Here is an 18,397-nt window from a genome sequence, read left to right on the forward strand (position 1 = left end):
ACTCCGGACCGCCGCGCCGCGTGCATGATCCCGGCGAGCACGGAATCCCGCACCGCCTGCGCGAGCGAATCGCGCCGCACCTCCGCTGGGCGGCGGCGGTCCACGTACGGCGTGTCGCGGCGCACCCGCGCACGGGTGCACCCGGCCGCCAGAGGCCCGGACGACTGCGCGGCGGCAGTGCCGGAAAACATGGCGAGCGCGAGCCCGGCCAGGATGATCAGTCTGGAACGCACGCGGAACTGGAGAACGGAACGGAGCAGGTGCGGAAGCCGCCGGAAACGGATGAATACGATGCTGTCCCACGGGGTCGCAAGAGCGGGCGGACTGTGAGGCGTCATCAACCCTCGTCGGGAGTCCGTGCCCGCGCGTCCGCACGCCGGGGGCACGCTCACGCCACAACACCCGGCACGACAAAGCAGGCCCGGCCGATCCACGGCCGGGCCTGCACTTCTGTGCGCGCCGAGCGGCCGCGAGGGCCTACTCCGTCGCGCCGGCCTTGCGCGGCCGGCCGCGCTTGCGGGTGCCGGGGTCCGCGGGGGCAGCGGGCGTTTCCGCGGGTGCGGACTTGCCCAGCAGCGTCCGCAGGAACCGCCCCGTGAACGATCCTTCCACCTGCGCCACCTGCTCCGGCGTTCCCGCGGCCACCACTTCGCCGCCCTTGGGCCCGCCCTCCGGCCCCAGGTCAATGATCCAGTCCGCGGTCTTGATCACGTCCAGGTTGTGCTCGATCACCAGAACGGTGTTGCCGCGCTCCACCAGCCGGTGCAGCACCTCCAGCAGCATCCGCACGTCCTCGAAGTGCAGTCCCGTGGTCGGCTCGTCCAGGATGTAGAAGGTCTGCCCCGTGGCCAGCTTGCTCAGCTCCGTCGCCAGCTTTACGCGCTGCGCTTCGCCGCCGGAAAGCGTGGTGGCGGCCTGCCCCAGGTGAATGTAGCCGAGCCCCACGTCCGACAGCGTCTGCAGCGACCGCTTGAGCCGCGGAACGGCGTCGAACAGTTCCAGCCCCTCGTCCACCGTAAGCTCCAGCACGTCGGAAATGCTGTGGCCCTTGTAGAAGACCTCCAGCGTTTCGCGGTTGTAGCGCTTGCCGCGGCACACCTCGCACGGAACGTAGACGTCCGGCAGAAAGTGCATCTCGATCTTCACCAGGCCGTCGCCCTGGCACGCCTCGCACCGCCCGCCCTTGACGTTGAAGCTGAAACGGCCGGGCGTGTAGCCGCGCATCTTGCTTTCCGGCAGCTCCGCGAACAGGTCGCGGATGACGGTGAACAGGCCGGTGTACGTGGCCGGGTTCGAGCGCGGCGTACGGCCGATGGGGGACTGGTCGATGTCCACCACCTTGTCCAGCAGCTGCAGCCCGTCGATGCCGTCGTGCGCGCCGGGCACCGTCTTGGCGCGGTAGAACTTGCGCGACAGCACGTTCCACAGGATGTCGTTGATCAGCGTGCTCTTGCCCGACCCGGAGACGCCCGTGACCGCCACGAAGCAGCCCAGCGGAATGCTGACGTCCAGCCCGCGCAGGTTGTGCTCGCGGGCGTTGCGGATGGTGAGCGCGCGGCCCTCCACCGGCTTCCGCCGCTCCGCCGGGATCTCGATGCGCCGCTCGCCGCGCAGGTACGCGCCCGTGAGCGACTCGTCGGCCCCCGTCACGTCGTCCACCGAACCGGCGGCGATCACGCGTCCGCCATGCCGTCCCGCGCGGGGGCCCAGGTCCACCACGTAGTCCGCGGCGCGGATGGTGTCTTCGTCGTGCTCCACCACCAGCACGGTGTTGCCCAGGTCGCGCAGCTGCTTGAGCGTTTCCAGCAGGCGCTCGTTGTCGCGCTGGTGCAGCCCGATGCTGGGCTCGTCCAGAATGTAGAGCACACCCACCAGCCGCGAGCCGATCTGCGTGGCCAGCCGGATGCGCTGCGCCTCGCCGCCGCTCAGCGTTTCCGCCGAGCGGCCCATGGTCAGGTACTCCAGCCCCACGTTCACCAGGAACGACAGCCGCTCGCGCACTTCTTTGAGGATCGGCTGGGCGATGTCGCGCGGCAGGTGCGGCAGGCCGTCCACGTACTCAAAGAAGCCCAGTGATTCCGCCACGGGGAGCGCCACGATGTCGCCCAGCGAGCGTCCGCCCACGGTGACGGCCAGGCTTTCCGGGCGCAGCCGGGCGCCGTGGCAGGTGCCGCAGGGGAGCGTGCTCATGTACTCCTCCAGCGCCTCGCGCACGGAGTCGCTGCTGCTCTCCTTGTAGCGCTGCTCCACGTCGCGCAGAATGCCGGCCCACTTCAGCTTCTTGCTGATGGCCTTGGCCGGGTTCTTTGCCCCCGCCTTGTCCTCCACCCCGTACATCAGCAGCCGGCGCACGTCGTCCGCCAGTTCGGACCAGGGGGTGTTGAGGTCGAATCCCACCGCCTCCGCCAGCCCCTCCAGGATGGTGCCGCGCAGGTGGCCGCGGGGCACGCCCCAGGGAAGCACGACGCCTTCGAGGATGGAAAGCGAGCGGTCGGCCAGCACCAGTTCCGGGTCCGGCTCCTTGCGCGTCCCCAGGCCGCCGCACGCCGGGCAGGCGCCGTAGGGCGAGTTGAAGGAGAACTGCCGCGGCTCCAGCTCCGGAATGCTGACGCCGCACTCCGCGCAGGCGTAGTGCTCGCTGAACAGCTCCGGCTGGGGATCCACCGCGTCGGGGGTGTGGGCGACGACCTGCACCACCCCTTCCGCGGAGCGCAGCGCCTGCTCCACGGCGTCAGCGATGCGCGAGCGGTTCTCCCCGTCCACCGCCACCTTGCGCTCCACGAAGATGCTGATGTCGTGGTTGGCGCGGCGGTTCAGGACGGGGGGCTCCTCCAGGCGGTGCACCTCGCCGTCGGTGCGGGCGTGGGTGAAGCCCTTGCGCCGCATGTCTTCGTACAGGTCGCGAAACTCGCCCTTGCGGCCGCGCACGGCGGGGGCGAGCACTTCCAGCCAGGTGCCGGCGGGCAGCTCCATCAGCCGCTCCACGATCTGCTGCGCGCTCTGCCGGGCAACCGGCTTGCCGCACGACGGGCAGTGCGGGGTGCCCACCCGGGCCCAGAGCAGGCGCAGGTAGTCGTACACCTCGGTGACAGTGCCCACGGTGGAGCGCGGGTTGCGCCCCGCGGTCTTCTGCTCAATGGAAATGGCCGGCGAGAGCCCCTCGATGCTGTCGACGTCCGGCTTTTCCATCATTCCCAGGAACTGCCGGGCGTACGCGGAAAGCGATTCCACGTAGCGCCGCTGCCCCTCGGCGTAGATGGTGTCGAAGGCGAGCGACGACTTGCCGCTCCCGCTCAGCCCGGTGATTACCGTGAGCTGGTCGCGGGGGATCTCGACGTCGATGTTCTGCAGGTTGTGCTCGCGCGCACCACGGACGATCAGATTTTCTTCAGCCATCCCGAAAACTTACCGCAACACGCGTCCGCATTCAACCGTCCGGGTGCACGCGGAACACATTTGTTCATCCGGGCTTGGGGAAGGGGAGTGCGTGAGTGCGTGAGTGCGGAGTGCGGAGTGCGGAGTGCGGGGGGATGGATCGAGTGGGAGAGACAGCGTCTCGCACAGACTCACGAAGGCACGGAGAACTGAACCTTCGCTCCGTGCCTCCAGTGGCTCGGGTGGAGGCCCGTCAGGGATGCGGGACGAGGACGGTGATGCCGCCGGGGACGGCGCTCGCGTGCAGCGGCGTGCGGCCGATCAGCTCGCCATCCACCTCGGTGACCACGGGGGGATCGGAATCCACCGACACCTCGGCGGCCTGCAGGTAGATGAGCCGGTCGTCGCCCGCGTACTGGCGGCGGGCGACGCGCCACAGCACCGCGGCCACGTCCGGCAGAGTGCGCGGCGCGAAGATGCACACGTCCAGCATGCCGTCCTGGTACGAGACGGCGGGGCCCACGCTCACCTCCATGGGCGGAAAGGGAGCGGCGGCGAACTGCCCCATGTTGGCCACCAGCACCATGGCGGCAGGCACGGTGAGCATGTGCCCGTCCGCGGTGATGCGGAACAGCGTGCTGGGCGGGGTGACGCCCACGCGAAGCCCGGCGTACAGGTACGCGCCGAAGCCCCAGCGGTCCTTCATCTCGCGCGTGGCGCCGGCGATCACGGCCGCGTCCCACCCGGCGCCCGCCGCCAGCGCAAAGTGCCGCCCGTCCGCCAGGCGGCCCAGGTCGATGCAGGCGGGAAGCCCGTTGACCGCCACCTCCACCGCGGCCTCGATGTCGCGCGGAATCCCCAGGTTCACCGCCACCTGATTGCCCGTGCCCTTGGGGATGATGCCCAGCGGAATGTCGGTTCCCGCCAGCCCCGAGATCACCTCGCCCACCGTTCCGTCCCCGCCGACCGCCACCACGGCGCGGTAGCCGCCCTGCGCCGCGTGCCGGGCCGCCCGCTCCGCGTCCCCCGCGCCGGCGGTGTGGAACAGGTCGAAGCTGGCGCCGCGCACGGCAAAGGCGCCGGCCAGCAGGCGCAGCGTGCGCTCCGTATCCAGCTGCCCCGCGGCGGGGTTGATGACGATCAGCGTCCGTGAGCCCGGCGTGATGGCCGGGTGGTCGGACGCGGGGTGCGGAACGGCGTGGTCCACGATGTCGGGTTCCTGGTGATGAAAGCGCGGCGCCCCGGAGTGCGGGGCGCCGCGTCTGCCGTCCTGGCGCGAAGCCGCATACGACGGCGGCTCCGCCCGCCCGGTCAGCGGATGATGAAGGCGTCGTCCTTGGGCGTGCGGCCCTCCCACTCGGCGCGCGCCTGCTCAAAGCCCGGGCGCCCCATGATGCCGTAGGTGAGCTGCTTGCCCAGTTCCACCCCCGGCTGGTCCAGCGGATCGATGCCGTAGAAGTGCCCCGCGTACACGGTGGCGATCTGCAGCATCATCATCAGCGCGCCGAGCGAATGGGCGTCCACGCGGGGAATTTCGATGCTCATGTTCATCCGCCCGCGCTGCGCGAGCGCCGCCTCGGTGGCCAGCATTTCGGTGCGCAGCAGCTCGCCCATGCTGTGGCCGCCCAGGTACGCCAGTTCCGCGTGGTGCTCGTACGCCGCGGGGATGGGCACGTCGGCGCCGAAGTCCGCTTCCGACAGAAAGGTGATGGTCTTGTTGAACGGGCCTTCCACGTACAGCTGCACCTGCGAGTGCTGGTCCGTGGCGCCCAGCGACTTCACGGGCGTGGGCCCGGCGAACACCTCGTCGCCGCCGCGCGTGCGCTGCTTGCCCAGGCTTTCCGCCCACAGCTGCCGGAACCAGTCCGCCACGTCGCGCAGCCGGTCGCTGTACGGCATCATCACGTGGATGGGCGCCTGCCGTTCCGTGTCCGCCAGGTACTGCAGCGCGGCGAACACCCCGGCCGGGTTGGCGCGCAGGTCGTCCGTGTCGCACTTGCGCACCATGTCGCGCGCGCCTTCCAGCAGCGCGGCGATGTCGATGCCCGCCATGGCCGCGGGAAGCAGGCCCACGGCGGAAAGCACGCTGAAGCGCCCGCCCACGTTGGACGGAATGGGGAGCGTGGCGATCTGCTCCTCGTTGGCCAGCGCGCGCAGCACGCCCTTTTCCGGATCCGTCGTAAACAGCAGGTGGCGGCGGTAGTCGTCGCCGAACGCCGCCTGCAGCCGCTCGCGGACGATGAGGTACTGGCTCATCGTCTCCGCCGTTCCGCCGCTCTTGCTGACGATGTTGAAGAGCGTGCGGCCCAGATCGATGCGGTCCAGGAACGGGCCGATCGTGGCGGGATCGATGTTGTCCAGGACGTAGATGCGCGGATAGTAGTCGCGCTCCTCGTCGTCCAGCTCGTTCCACATGGGGTGCAGCAGGGCGGTGCGCAGGGCGATAGTGCCCAGCGCCGAGCCGCCGATCCCCAGCACCACCAGGTTGCTGAACGCCTGCCCCTGTCCGTCGGCGAAGTGCTGGATCTCGTCCACCACGGCGCCCGCGTCGGCCAGCGCGTAGAAGCCGATCTCCCCGGCCTCGCGGCGGCGGGCCGCGTCGGCGTGGGCTTCGCGAAAGCGGTCCGCCATGGCGTCCAGCGCCGCGGGGTCGATTCCGCGCCCACCCAGCCGGGAGGAGAGCATGTTGTTGTAGTCGAACGTCAGCATGGGGCGAGTGCGTGAGTGCTGGGTGCGTGAGTACGAAAGTACGAAAGTACGAAAGTACGAAAGTAGAGGAAGTGGACAGGCTCGCCGCCGTGCCCGACCGGCAGTTCCTATTCCCTATTCCCTATTCCCTATTCCCTATTCCCTATTCCCTATTCCCTGCAGTTCAAACCTCCACCTCCAGCCCGTCGTACGCCGCGTACACGCCCTCGGGGAGCCGCGCGTTCAGCTCCGCGTGCGAGACGCGGTGGCTCATGTGCGTGAGGTAGGTGCGCTCGGCGCCCACCGCGCGGGCGGCTTCCACGGCCTCTTCCACGCTGAAGTGGGTGGGGTGCGGCCGCCCGAACCAGAGCGCGTTCAGCACCAGCACCCGCACGCCCCGCAGCGCCTCCAGGGTGCGCGGCGGCAGCGACTTGCCGTCGGTAATGTAGCCCAGCGCGCCGATGCGGAATCCGTACACCTCCATCAGCCCGTGCGGAACGGGGAGGGGAAGCACGTCGAACCCCGCGATCTGCACGGGCTGGTACTCGTGCACCGTCGTAAGCCGTGCCTCCGGCTTGCTGGTGCCCGCCAGCGGCCGGATGCGCGTGTCAAAGATGTAGGCGAACCGCTCGCGCAGCGTGGCCGTGCACTCCGGGCTGGCGTACACCTGCATGTCGCACCTGCTGTGCTCCGAGAACACGCGCACGTCGTCCAGACCGTGGATGTGGTCCGCGTGGCAGTGCGTGAACCAGATGGCGTCCACCGACGATACCCGCGCCGCCACCAGTTGCAGCCGCAACTCCGGCGGCGTGTCCACCAGCAGCCGCCGCCCGTCCTCCTCCACCAGCGCGCCGTGCCGCATCCGCCGGTCGCGCGGATCGCTGGACGTGCACGTGCCGCAGTCGCACCCGATCACCGGGATGCCGAACGACGTGCCGGTGCCCAGAAAGCGCAGCTTCACGCGATCGCCCCGGTTGCGTCCCGGAAAGCGCCGCCGCAGCCGGAAGACCGCACTCCGCACTCCGCACTCCGCACCCCAGTTCCCGCACTGGGCACTCGGCACCGGGCACCCGGCACTGCCGCCCTCACGCCCTTCATCACAGCACCGACACCTGCAGCAGATTGGTGGTCCCCGGCTGGTGCATCGGCAGCCCGGCCGTCACCACCACCCGGTCGCCCGGCTTGGCCAGCCCGCGGCGGATGGCCTCGTCGCGGCCGCACGCCAGCATCTCCGTAAACGACGCCTCGTCCGAGCACACGATGGGGATCACGCCCCACACCAGCGCGAGCTGGTGATACGTCTTCTGGTTGTCGGTGATCGCCAGGATGGGCACCGGCGGCCGGAACGACGACACCACGCGCGCCGTGCTTCCGCTGGTGGTAAAGGTGAGGATCAGCGGCGCGTTCAGCCGGCGCACGGCCTCCACCGTGGCGCCGGCGATGGCGCGTTCCGTGGGCGTCATGCCATCCACCCCCGGCGCGATGGGGATGTCGTAGTGCGGCCCCGCCTCCAGGATGTGCGAATCCTCGATTTCCTGCGCGATGCGCGCCATCGCCTGCACCGCGCCCACGGGAAACTTGCCCGTCGCCGTCTCCGCGCTGAGCATCACCGCGTCGGTGCCGTCGATGATGGCGTTGGCCACGTCCGAGGCTTCCGCGCGGGTGGGGCGCGGGTTCTCGATCATGGACTCCAGCATCTGCGTGGCCGTGATCACCGGGCGCGCCGCCAGGTTGGCCATCTGGATCATCCGCTTCTGCGCCAGCGGCACCTGCTCGAACGGGAGCTCCACCCCCAGGTCGCCGCGGGCCACCATCGCCGCCGCCGACTCGCTCAGAATGGCGTCCAGGTTCTCCAGTGCCATCCCTTTCTCCACCTTGACCACCACCAGCGGGCCGCCGGGAGGAATGCGGCTCACCAGGTCGCGCACGTCCTCCGCCGAGCGGACGAACGAAAGGGCCAGGTAGTCCACCCCCTGCTCCAGGGCGAACGCCAGGTCGCTCAGGTCCTTTTCCGTCAGCGACGGAATGCTGACCAGCGTGTTGGGAAGGTTGATCCCCTTGTTGCTGCTCAGCTCGCCCCCGTGGATCACGCGCATGTCCACCTTGGGCGGGCGCACGTCTTCCACGATCAGCTCCATCAATCCATCCGCCAGCAGCACCACCTCGCCCACCTCCACGTCCTGCGCCAGCTCGCGAAAGGTGGTGGGAAGCTCGTCGCCCGTGTGCTCGCCCTCGGGCACAAAGGTGAGGCGGTCGCCGGACTTGAGGGTGCGCGGCTCCGGCAGCACGCCCACGCGGATCTTGGGGCCCTGCAGGTCGCCCAGCACGGCGATGGGGCGGCCGGCGCGCACGGAGGCCTCGCGGACGTTGCGGATGGTTTCCGCGTGCCGCTCCTGCGTTCCGTGCGAAAAGTTGATGCGCGCCACGTCCATGCCGGCCGCGATGAGCGCGTCGATGCGCTCCGGCGACCAGCTGGAAGGGCCAAGCGTGCAAACGATCTTGGTGCGTCTCTGCATCAGAACCGGATCCGTGGTCGTGCGGTTCCCCGTGCGGCGGGCAAGGACCGGACCGGCCGCCGCGCGGAGTGGAAGACGGACAACATGCCGTCCCCGCCCGCCCGCGCAAGGGGGCGCGAGACGAATTTGTCTGAACTTCGTTCAAATTGCCTGCCGCACGTGACCGGCGCGGTACACGGGGACGTTCAGGACGTTGCGCGGAGGTGTCCCTGTTCGGGCAGGGGCACGGCCTCTCGCCAGCGCTGATCGTACAGAGCCAGTAGTTCCTCTGCCCTCTCGTGCTCCGGCCCCAAAAGCGTCACGCCGCGGATGACTCCGTCACCACGGGTGTCGAATTCGGCGGCGCACAGCACCCGGTATCCACCGATCTTCAAGCTGTCGACGAGATTGTTGTCGAAGCGGGGCTCGTCCCCTGAACGCCCGGATGGCGCGAACAGGATAGAAATGTCGCGATGCCCGCCAGGAGCAATGGTGCGGACGTTGATCTTTTCCTTCTGTGCCGTCGCGAGCGCTTCCGACATCGACTCCCGCGCTTCCTCCGAGGAAAATTCGTAGATCCGGCCAACCTGGATTTCACCCCGCCCGGCGCGATCGCGGACGGTCGTCACAAACCTGCGAAACGCGTCGTCATAGCTGGTCCAGTCCTGCGTACGTTCGCGCAGGGTAATTCCAAGCCAGACGCCGCCATTCGGCAGGTGGGTCGCCAGCGCTGCGAGCAGGTCGTGCACGGGGGATACATCGTCGATGCTGATCTGGCTCTCCGGCTTCTTGCAGGCCGCTTCGATCTCGTCGATGATGCCCGGGACGAACGTCGCGTGCAGCCGGTCGGCCATGTCCCTCGCCGCCCGGACGTGAACCAGACTCGAGTTCTGTTCGCACACGGTCTCGAGTTCCCCGAGTCTCCAGCCCAGTCTGGCGGATTCCAGCGAGGAGATCGTCCGCTGCTGAGATGTTTCGAGCGCTTCCAGTCGGTGCATCACCCGGTCGAGTGCCCACATTCCCCCACCGATCAGCATGGCGAATCCGATGATTGTGCCCCACTTCGGGTTGCCTCCGTCGGCAAGGGTGTCGGAAAGCTCCACCCCGATCGTGATGAGTAGCCCCAGGAGAGCAATGACGTCCACCGCGATCCGTTGAATGCGTGCGTTCATGAAGGCCTCCATGGCTGTTGGAGTGGACCATGCTTTCCGCGGTACTATCTGACGGACCCGGTCATCAAGTTCCCCTGTACCCATACTACTGCACCAACGCGCGGGCGTGCTGGCCACCGTTACCGCGCCGCAGTACGGATCGCCGCGAGCAGGGCGGGGAGCACCTCGCCGGCGGGGCCCTGCAGAAACACGTCGGCGGCGTGCGTCAGTTCGCTGGGATGCGGATTGACTTCAATCACGCGGGCGCCGGAGCGGCGGGCCACCAGCGGCAGTTCGGCCGCCGGCCACACCGTTCCCGACGTGCCGATGAGCAGCATGGCGCCGCACCGCCCGGCGAGGGACCAGGCGCGCTGCACGGCGTCCACCGGCAGCATCTCGCCGAACCACACCACGTCCGGCCGCAGCGGCGATCCGCAGACGGGGCAGGGCGGCGGGTCCTGCTCCTCGCCTTCCGTGTACGGCGGCAGTTCGCCGGTGAACGCGTGGCCGCGATCCAGGCAGCGGACGCGGCGGATGCTTCCGTGCACCTCCACCACGCCGCGCGACCCCGCATCGGCGTGCAGCCCATCCACGTTCTGCGTGACGACGACCAGTTCGGGGACGATCTCCGCGAGCTGGGCGACGGCGACGTGCCCGGGATTGGGACAGGCGTTCAGCACGCGCTCGCGCCGCCACGCGTACCAGCTCCAGACGCGGCGCGGGTTGGCGCGGAATCCGGCTTCCGTGGCCAGTTCCTGCGGATCGAACCGCGCCCACAGCCCTTCCATGGCGTCGCGAAAGGTGGGAATGCCGCTCTCCCTGCTCATCCCCGCGCCGCTGCTCACCGCCAGCAGCCCGGAATCCGCCACCATGCGGGCCGCGCGCTCCAAACCTTCCGGCGTCATCGTCTGTAATCCCGTTGAGGATGGGCGGCGGTCCGTTGATGTTCGCCGGCCGGCGCCCCATGTTTACCACCCGCAGCCTGTGCCCGGCGCTCCCTCCGCGACCCGCATGCCCGACCCGACGCACTCTGACCCGCGGGATTCCGAACCGCCCGCCGGCGCACCGCCAACGACCGATCCGCCGCGCGGCCGGGGATGGCTGATCCTCAAGGTCCTGCTGGTGATCGGCGGGGTGATCGCGCTGATTCCCGCGCTCTTCTACGCCGTCCTGATCGCGGGTTTCTGGATGAACCCGCCCATCCAGCGGGACGAGGGAGAAGTGGCCGAGTCCGCGCCCGTGGCGGTCATCCACCGCCACGACGTGCCCGGAGCATGGCCGCTCAAAGCGGATTCCGCCACGCTGCTGTGCTTCACCGGCGGATCGGTCGTCATCGAGGTGGATGGCGAGCCGCGCGCGCTCAACGAAACGGCGCGGCAGAGCGGCTATCCGCCGTTCCAGCCGCCACGCGGCGCGCTGGTGACGCCGCTGATCCACCGCGCGACCAAGATGTGCCAGGGAGGGGCAGGCCAGTGAGCGCGCCGGTGTCGGCCAGATCGCTTCTGGGGCTGGTGATGATCGTTGGAATATTCGCGATCGGCTACTGGGGGAGCACGATCCGGCCGTAACCCACGACTCGCGCTGCATCGCTGATCGTGGGGCTGCTCCGCCGCAATCGCGTCGTGTACTTCTGGTGGGATCGGGGGCTTCACACGACGCTGCTATTTTTGCGGCTGGCTCAGGAGCCGCGGCCATAACGCCGGCGAGTGTATCACGCGCTCCGCCGTTCGCTCCTCCTGTTGCACTTGGCGGAGTTCGCCCTGACGACGATCATGCTCGCCCTGCTGTACACGCTTCTCCACGCATCCTGACGGACGGCGCTCGCCCGGGCCGCCCGCCAGGAGCACGCGTTCTCGCCCATCACAAAGCCCCGAACCACGGCCGCTGAGGCCGGGTCCGGGGCTTCGGTGTGAAGAGATGCGCGCCCGGTTGGATGATCAGCCGCGGCCGCCCTGCTCACCGATGAACTCCGCCGTGACCTCGATGCGCCCCACGATGGCGCGGTTGAAGTCGTCCATCTCCTCCGCGGGGATCCAGTATCCTTGTGCATGGCCGCGCCGGCGGTCTGCAGCGGATAGCGATCCAAAAACGCGGCGTCCACGGCAAACCGCGTCACGTATCCCGCGTAGCCGGAAGCGGCATCGCGCGTGTTCCAGTCGCGCGCGATCTGCACCGCGTACGCCTCGTTGGCAACGGGATAAAAGAACGGCTGGTGCTCCAGCCGCGGCGGAAACGCCCTCCATCCGCTCTGCTCGATCAGCGCCAGTTCCGCGCGCCCGACCGGCCGGTACAACGTCGTCGTATCCGTCATCGCCGTCTTCTTGGCAACTTGGTGCCCGCACGAAAGAAGCGGTGGGCCTCGAGGTACACGAGGCCCACCGCCGACCAGGTATGCCCAGTCCATTTCGTACGATAAAGATACCTCGCGGCCATTGCTCGTCAAGAATGACGGCGGCCAGCGCCCTGTCCGTTCACATCCGCTCTGACGTCACGCCCGGTGAACCGTCTCGCCGGCCACCATCGTCAGCACGCAGTTCATGGTGCGGAGCTGGTCGGGGTCGCAGTCCAGCGGGTCCACGTCCCAGGCCACCAGGTCCGCGTCGTAGCCCGGGAGCAGGCGCCCGGTGCGGTGCGCAAGGCCCGCGGCCACGGCCGGGCCCTCCGTGTAGGCCCGCAGCGCCTCCTCGGCCGAGATGGCGTTCTCCTGCCACCATCCCTCCGCCGGCTCGCCGTTCCACCCCACCCGCCGCACCGCCGCGAACAGCCCGATGCGCGGATCGCACGATTCCACCGGCACGTCGGACCCGAACGCCAGCGTCATCCCGGCGCGCATCAGGTGCGAGAGCGGGTAGGCGCCGCGCGACCGCTCGTGGCCCCAGTGCCGCTCGGCGGCGGGAATGTCGTTCATCAGGTGGATGGGCTGCATGCTGCCGATGAGCCCCGAGCGGCCGGCGCGCTCCCACAGGTCCGGCGGGCACAGCTGCACGTGCTCAATGCGGTGCGGCATGGCGGCCACCCGCGGCGCCGCTCCCAGCACGTCGATGGCAAGCTCCACCGCCGCATCGCCGATGGCGTGCACCGTGGACGAGATGCCGCCCAGCGCCGCCCGCTGCACGTGCACGCGGAACTCGTCCGGCGGCAGCGTGCTGATGCCCCGGTCATCCGAGCCCACGTACGGCTCGCGCATGAGCGCCGTCCGCGATCCCAGCGCGCCGTCCAGAAACATCTTGAGCCCGCCGATGCGGATCCACTCGCCGCCGAACCCGCTGCGCAGCCCCAGCGCCAGCGCCTGGTCCAGCCTGTTCAGCTGAATGGCCTGCAGCACGCGCAGGCGCAGCGCTCCATCCAGCTCCATCGCGGAAAAGTCGTCCAGCCCCGTGACTTCCACCGAGTGCACGCCGGTGAGTCCCAGCCGGTGGCATTCGCGCTGCGCATCCACCAGCGCCTCGCGAACTTCCTCCGCGGATTCCAGCGGCAGGTGCACGGAGACGAGCTTCATCGCTTCTTCCAGCAGCACGCCCGTGGGCTCGCCGTCCGCGCCGCGCACGATGGTGCCGCCCTCCGGGTCCGGCGTGTCGCGGGTGATGCCGCAGCGGTGGAGGGCCTCGCCATTCACCCAGATGCCGTGCAGGTCGTGGCTCTGCAGAAACACCGGCCGCCCGCCGCACACGTTGTCCAGCGGCTCGCGGTGCGGAAGGCCGCCCCAGCGGTGCTGGTCCCACCCCAGGCCGCGGATCCACCCCTCGCCGGTGCCGGCCGCCTCGGCGACCGCGGCGACGCCCTCGTTCAGCGTGCGGGCGGCGTTCAGGTCCACGCGGCGGCGGGCGAGCGCCCACGTGGTCAGGTGCACGTGCGCGTCCACCAGCCCGGGCGTCACCACGCCGTCCACGTGCTCATGCGCGGCGCCCAGGAGCGCAGCGGCGCGCGCCTCCGCTTCCGTGCCCGCGGCGGCGATGCGGCCGTCGCGGATCAACAGGGCCTGCACGGGCCCGTGCGTGCCCAGGACGTGAATGCGCCGCGCGGTCAGGATCAGGTCGGACATGGACGGAGATTGGGAAGGTACGAAGGTACGAAGGTACGAAAGTACGAAAGTACGAAAGTACGAAACTACGAAAGTACGAAAGTACGAAAGTACGAAAGTACGAAAGGGAGGGCGATGCGTGAGCGCCTGCCCGGCGACAAGGTATCCGCCCGGCGCGGTGGATGGAATGCCGCGGGATATGGAAGTGGAAGGAGCCAGTGAAGCGGGACCGCTCAGCCGGGCGGAGGGGGCGGCTCGGGCGGGCCGGGGGCCTCGCGATGATCCTGCTCGCGCTTCAGCCGCTGCAGCAGGAGATGGGATGACAGGATCAGGTCGCGCGAGCGCTGCAGAAGCTCGCGCGAACGCAGGACGAACTCCTCGTCCTCCGGGTCAAGATCATCCACCATCAGGATCTGCCCTGGTACCGCCACACCACGCTGCTCCCATCCAGGGTTTGCACGGAGATCGCCTTCTCGCGCACCTCCATCCGTCGCGCGTGGCATGCCCGGGAGGGTGCAGCGTTCCACCCGGAACCCTCGCTGATTCGGGGCTGGACGGCGGAGCGGCCCGCATCGTGCTTGCCTGCGGCGGGTTCCAACGCACACGGGTCCGGGAACGTCGGATGGACATCAACACGAACTGCAGTCTTGCCCACGAGCTCGCCACGCGCATGCGCGCCGAGGCGGACGACCTTACGCGCCGGTGGCTGGACCGCATCGTCGCCCGGGTGGAGATCGAGCCCAACCGCGTGTTTCCCACCGATGAACTGCTGGACCACGTGCCGCTGCTCATGGAGCGCATCGGCGACTACCTGGAGAACCCGGCAGAAGACATCGCCGGCGACTCGCCCGTCATCGGCAAGGCGCTGGAGCTGGGGCGGCTGCGGTACGCGCAGGGCTTCGACGCCCACGAAATTCTCAAGGAATACGAGATCCTGGGCGGCGTGCTCTTTCAGTTCCTGGTGCGCACCGTCGACGAGATCGACCAGCCCTGCACCCGCCCGGAGCTGCTGGCCTGCGCGCACCGGCTGTTCCGCGCCGTGGCCGTCATTCAGCAGCTGACCACCTCGCAGTACCTGCGGCTCGCCGCCGAGCGCGTAAGCGAGCGCGAGGAGCGTCTGCGCAGCTTCAACCGCATGGTCACGCACGAGTTGAAGAACCGCATCGGCGCGGTGCTGGGCGCCGGGCAGCTGCTGGCCGACCCCGACATCAGCGCCGATCCGGACCGCCGCGCCCGCTTTGCCGCCATGGTGACGCAGAACGCGGAGGGGATGCAGGACGTGCTGCAGAACCTGCTGGAGCTGTCGCGGATGGACAACGATTCGCGCCAGCAGCGCAACGTTCCGCTGCCGCGCGTGGCCGCCGAAGTGTGCCGCCAGCTTCGCGAGATGGCGCAGGCGCGCAATGTGGCCGTGCACATTGAGCCGCTCCCCGAGATCGAGGTGAACGCGGGCGCGGTGGAACTGTGCCTGACCAACTACCTGAGCAACGCCATCAAGTACTCGGACCCGGCCAAGGAGAGCCGCTGGGTGCGTGTTACGGGCCGTCTGGCCGCCGCGGACCGCGGGCGCGAGCTGGTGGTGTCGGTGGAAGACAACGGGCTGGGCGTGCCGGAAGATGCGCGCGCGGGGCTCTTTTCCCGCTTCTACCGCGCCCACGGCAGCACGGTGACCGGGGTGGAGGGCACCGGGCTGGGCCTCAGCATCGTCCGCGAAACCATGGAGTCGCTGGGCGGACGCACCTGGGCCGAGTTCGACGGCCCCGAGGGCGCCCGCTTTCTGCTGGCGCTCCCGGTCCGCCGCACGGCGGACCGGGAGCGTAGCGACGAACGGTCCGGCGCGCCGGCCTGACGCTCAGCGCCAGTCGCCGTCGTACCGCTCGCCCCGCAGCGCGCTCTTGAGCTCTGCCACCTGCCGCGCGATCCCGCTGCGCTCCGGAAGCGGGCGCGAGAGCTCTTCGATGATCTCGCCGGCCACGTCCGCCGCGTCCGAGCGCCCGCACTGCACCGCGCCCTGCTGAATGCGGCGCGCCAGCGAGCGGGCCTGCCCCTTCTCCGGATCGTTGACGAACAAGCCGCCGTCCCGCGCGGAACCGCTCACCACGTTGCCCAGTTCGTACGCCTGCGCCTCCACTTCCACGCAGCGCCCGCGCCGCGGCTCGCGCCCGTACCCGCCGTTCGGGCGGTCGTAGCCGCCGCGCCCCTCGTAGTCGCCGTATCCGCGGCCCTGCCGGTCGTAGCGCCCCTGCTCGCGGGGAAACACGAGCGCCATGTACACGATGGCGGTGGCCTGCGTGCGGCTGAGCGCGCGCCGCCCCGTTCCCGCGCCCAGAAGCTCCGTGCGGGCGCGGTCCAGCGCGTACGACTGGTCCCGCGTGAGGCGGTACGGTTCGTATCCGTAGTAGCGCAGCGCGTTTTCCAGCTGGCTGTCCAGGCGGGAGACGCGCTCCACCCCGCCTCCGTACGAAGACTGGGCGTGCGAGGCGGCCGGCGCGGCGCCGAGCAGCAGAAGGGCGAGCACGAGGGCTGAGCGAAGGCTGGGCATGGTTCGTATCCGGGAGAAAGGGCCAGAAGCAGGAACAACGCGAACGAATCCCGCGGCCCATCTGCAAGGCAATCGTGGCGCCCGGGTCCTCCAATCGCCCCAAGTGATTGCGCCGCAATTTCATCCGCCCGTCGCACCGCCGCTCGCCTCCGTGCCGCCTGTCATCCACAAAGGACAGCGCCCGCCGCGTGCGGTGGGACGCTCTTCGATCCCAGGGAAATGCTCCTGCTCCTCTCATCGCCGCCAGACGGAGTGATCGGTTTGCACGGGGGTGGCGGCATGGGAAAGGACCCCGGATCGCCCGTCATTTCCGTCCGGTATGAAGGACGGAGCGGTGGGCGAAATCCCAGGGAATTGCACGCCCGTGTCGGGTATTGAGAGGGATTTTCAAGACCCTTGAAGAACGGTGTGAGGGCTGTTAACGTTGACGCTGTGGCCGGGCGGCCCGGCTGATGCGTAGCGGCACCCCGGCCAGAGCGAGGCAATGCGCAGGATCCCCGGGCGGCGGCCCACGCGGTTTTACGAAAAGCGGCACGTCGTGGAGGGGATCTCGGTGGTGCCGCCGCTGGTGGCGGCCGTGGGGGGCGCGGCCGCCAACCTGGCCAACCCGGCTACCTTTCCGCTGGGGTGGGCGCTGCTGGGCGGCGCGGCGTGGCTGTCGGTGGCCAGCGTGGTCAAGGTGCTGCACGCGGGCGCCCAGGACCGCGAACGCCGCCGCACCGAAGACTACGAGGGGCTGCGCGGCGCGCTCTTCGTGCTGCACGGGGTCATTCGCCGGGCGCTCGACATCCCCGCCGAGCCGGACGGCATCCTGCGCGTCACCACCCACCGCGTGGTGCCCGCGGAGCACCCGGGCCGCGCGCCCGAAGAGCTGGAGCAGCTGGTGCCGTACGTGGGCGGGGGAGGCGGGGGCGCGGGGCGGCGCTTTTCGGTGCGGTCGGGCATCATTGGCCGGGCGGTGCGCGAAAAGGCGATCTACGCCTCGTCGCGCGAGTACGCGGGCTACGAGAACTACGTGGCGGAGCTCATCCACTCGTACTCCTTTACCAAGGCCGACGCCCGCGCCCTTTCCGCCGACCGGCAGGCCTGGATGGCGGTGCCGCTGCTGAGCCGCGACGAAGAGGCAGTCGCGGTGGTGTACCTGGATTCGTGCCAGCTGGAGTTCTTTGATCCCCGCGTTCAGCAGATCGTGCTGGGCGCATGCGCCGGAATCGCGGCGTTCACCGAGGAGGCGTACTGACATGAGCCGCAACATCGATCCCAAGCGCGGGCACGCGGCGGTGGCCCGCTCCGTGGTGGTTTCCGAGCCGGGCGCCGCCATTCGCGTGGAGCGCATCGAGCTTACCGGCGCGCTCAAGCGCAGCCTTACCACCAGCCTCACCAGCCTGGGCCCGCGCTGCGAGCGGGCACCCCGCGGCGGCGGGCGCGCCGAGGGCTGAGGCGGCGCCCCGCGCGCATCCGGAGAGCGTGCGCACGGGGCGTAGTCCGAATGGTGACGTTTTGCGATCAGGTGGCCGGAGCGGGGAAACGGCTGGCGCCGCGCGGGGCGTGAACACTGTCCACCTGACTCCCGTTCCGGAAATTCGGAACGCGCCTCTTGTTAACGGAGGGCCGGGGCCTTAGACTGAACAGTGTACTAGATACGAAGATAAACGGTTTAGACAGTGCCACCGGGTCTGCCGGCCGGAACAGGAGGTCGCGTGAGCGAAACTCCTGATCTCCGCCGCATTCCCGTCGAGGCCATCCGGGAGGCGGCGCGGCGCGCCGTCGCCCAAACCTCGCTGCGCGCCGTGGCGAGGGCGATCCCGATGAGCCCCATGGGGCTGCAGCACTTCATCAACGGGACATCGCCCTACCGGGGCACGCTGCGCAAGCTCACCGCGTGGTACGTGAACCGGACCGGCAGCCGGGGAGAGTTCTCGGAAGAGACGGTGCGGGCGGCGCTCGCCATTCTGCTCGACGGCATTGCCGACGAGCGGCAGCCCGCGGCTCGCGTACAGCTTCTCTCGCTCCTGGTGCAGCAGCACGAAAAAGCGGGCACCGAGGCGCCCGCGTGGCTCCTGGCCATGCTGGAAGGCGAGCGCGGCGGCTGAGCGGCAACCAGCGACGGAACGGGGCGCCGGAG

General features: G+C 69.5%; 16 protein-coding genes and 1 pseudogene. 5 read left to right on the forward strand and 12 right to left on the reverse strand.

Features of this window, described 5'->3' with window-relative positions:
• From VF665_RS09960 to VF665_RS09995, 8 genes are all read right to left on the reverse strand, one after another.
• Positions 1-233: hypothetical protein (locus VF665_RS09960; protein ID WP_331053271.1), on the reverse strand; the 233-nt coding region annotated here is incomplete at its 3' end.
• Positions 234-477: 244 nt separating this feature from the next.
• Positions 478-3,396 carry an excinuclease ABC subunit UvrA gene (uvrA, locus tag VF665_RS09965; RefSeq protein WP_331053272.1) on the reverse strand — a complete coding sequence of 973 codons (2,919 nt, stop codon included), beginning with the start codon at positions 3,394-3,396 and terminating at the stop codon, positions 478-480.
• A 232-nt stretch (positions 3,397-3,628) separates the two neighbouring features.
• Positions 3,629-4,582 carry a diacylglycerol kinase family protein gene (locus VF665_RS09970; protein WP_331053273.1) on the reverse strand — a complete coding sequence of 318 codons (954 nt, stop codon included), beginning with the start codon at positions 4,580-4,582 and terminating at the stop codon, positions 3,629-3,631.
• A gap of 104 nt (positions 4,583-4,686) precedes the next feature.
• The gene (locus tag VF665_RS09975; protein WP_331053274.1) at positions 4,687-6,084 is read right to left on the reverse strand and encodes a glucose-6-phosphate isomerase; all 1,398 of its coding nucleotides are present in this window, start codon (positions 6,082-6,084) and stop codon (positions 4,687-4,689) included.
• Positions 6,085-6,247: 163 nt separating this feature from the next.
• Entirely contained in the window at positions 6,248-7,024 is a 777-nt protein-coding gene (locus VF665_RS09980; RefSeq protein WP_331053275.1) for an MBL fold metallo-hydrolase, read from the reverse strand.
• A 136-nt stretch (positions 7,025-7,160) separates the two neighbouring features.
• Positions 7,161-8,579, reverse strand: a complete 1,419-nt coding sequence (gene pyk, locus VF665_RS09985) for a pyruvate kinase (RefSeq protein WP_331053276.1) — start codon at positions 8,577-8,579, stop codon at positions 7,161-7,163.
• A gap of 185 nt (positions 8,580-8,764) precedes the next feature.
• The gene (locus VF665_RS09990; RefSeq protein ID WP_331053277.1) at positions 8,765-9,730 is read right to left on the reverse strand and encodes a hypothetical protein; all 966 of its coding nucleotides are present in this window, start codon (positions 9,728-9,730) and stop codon (positions 8,765-8,767) included.
• Positions 9,731-9,849: 119 nt separating this feature from the next.
• A complete protein-coding gene (locus tag VF665_RS09995; RefSeq protein ID WP_331053278.1) occupies positions 9,850-10,614 on the reverse strand; it encodes an NAD-dependent deacylase in 765 nt (254 codons plus the stop codon).
• A gap of 106 nt (positions 10,615-10,720) precedes the next feature.
• On the opposite strand from VF665_RS09995, the gene VF665_RS10000 reads away from it, so the two are divergent.
• Entirely contained in the window at positions 10,721-11,185 is a 465-nt protein-coding gene (locus tag VF665_RS10000; protein ID WP_331053279.1) for a hypothetical protein, read from the forward strand.
• Positions 11,186-11,646: 461 nt separating this feature from the next.
• On the opposite strand, the pseudogene VF665_RS25895 reads toward VF665_RS10000, so the two are convergent.
• The 3 genes and pseudogenes from VF665_RS25895 to VF665_RS10010 form a co-directional block, all read right to left on the reverse strand.
• Positions 11,647-12,020 (reverse strand): annotated as a pseudogene (locus VF665_RS25895) (hypothetical protein).
• 177 nt (positions 12,021-12,197) lie between these two features.
• Complete coding sequence (locus VF665_RS10005; protein ID WP_331053280.1) at positions 12,198-13,751, reverse strand: amidohydrolase; 1,554 nt, start codon at positions 13,749-13,751, stop codon at positions 12,198-12,200.
• Positions 13,752-13,963: 212 nt separating this feature from the next.
• On the reverse strand, positions 13,964-14,137 hold the full coding sequence (locus VF665_RS10010) for a hypothetical protein (protein WP_331053281.1): 174 nt from the start codon (positions 14,135-14,137) through the stop codon (positions 13,964-13,966).
• 215 nt (positions 14,138-14,352) lie between these two features.
• Between VF665_RS10010 and VF665_RS10015 the strand changes: the two genes are divergently transcribed.
• Positions 14,353-15,579: a sensor histidine kinase gene (locus VF665_RS10015; protein WP_331053282.1), complete on the forward strand. Its 1,227-nt coding sequence runs from the start codon at positions 14,353-14,355 to the stop codon at positions 15,577-15,579.
• Positions 15,580-15,582: 3 nt separating this feature from the next.
• Here the strand turns inward: VF665_RS10015 and VF665_RS10020 are convergent, their stop codons facing one another.
• Entirely contained in the window at positions 15,583-16,272 is a 690-nt protein-coding gene (locus VF665_RS10020; RefSeq protein ID WP_331053283.1) for a hypothetical protein, read from the reverse strand.
• 484 nt (positions 16,273-16,756) lie between these two features.
• On the opposite strand from VF665_RS10020, the gene VF665_RS10025 reads away from it, so the two are divergent.
• The 3 genes from VF665_RS10025 to VF665_RS10035 all read left to right on the forward strand — a co-directional run bounded on the left by VF665_RS10025 (position 16,757) and on the right by VF665_RS10035 (position 18,365).
• A complete protein-coding gene (locus VF665_RS10025) occupies positions 16,757-17,512 on the forward strand; it encodes a hypothetical protein (RefSeq protein ID WP_331053284.1) in 756 nt (251 codons plus the stop codon).
• Between the two features lies 1 nt (position 17,513).
• Positions 17,514-17,711 carry a hypothetical protein gene (locus VF665_RS10030; RefSeq protein ID WP_331053285.1) on the forward strand — a complete coding sequence of 66 codons (198 nt, stop codon included), beginning with the start codon at positions 17,514-17,516 and terminating at the stop codon, positions 17,709-17,711.
• Positions 17,712-17,972: 261 nt separating this feature from the next.
• Positions 17,973-18,365 carry a hypothetical protein gene (locus tag VF665_RS10035; RefSeq protein ID WP_331053286.1) on the forward strand — a complete coding sequence of 131 codons (393 nt, stop codon included), beginning with the start codon at positions 17,973-17,975 and terminating at the stop codon, positions 18,363-18,365.
• Positions 18,366-18,397: the final 32 nt, after the last annotated feature.

This window comes from Longimicrobium sp. (genome assembly GCF_036387355.1).
GTDB lineage: Bacteria > Gemmatimonadota > Gemmatimonadetes > Longimicrobiales > Longimicrobiaceae > Longimicrobium.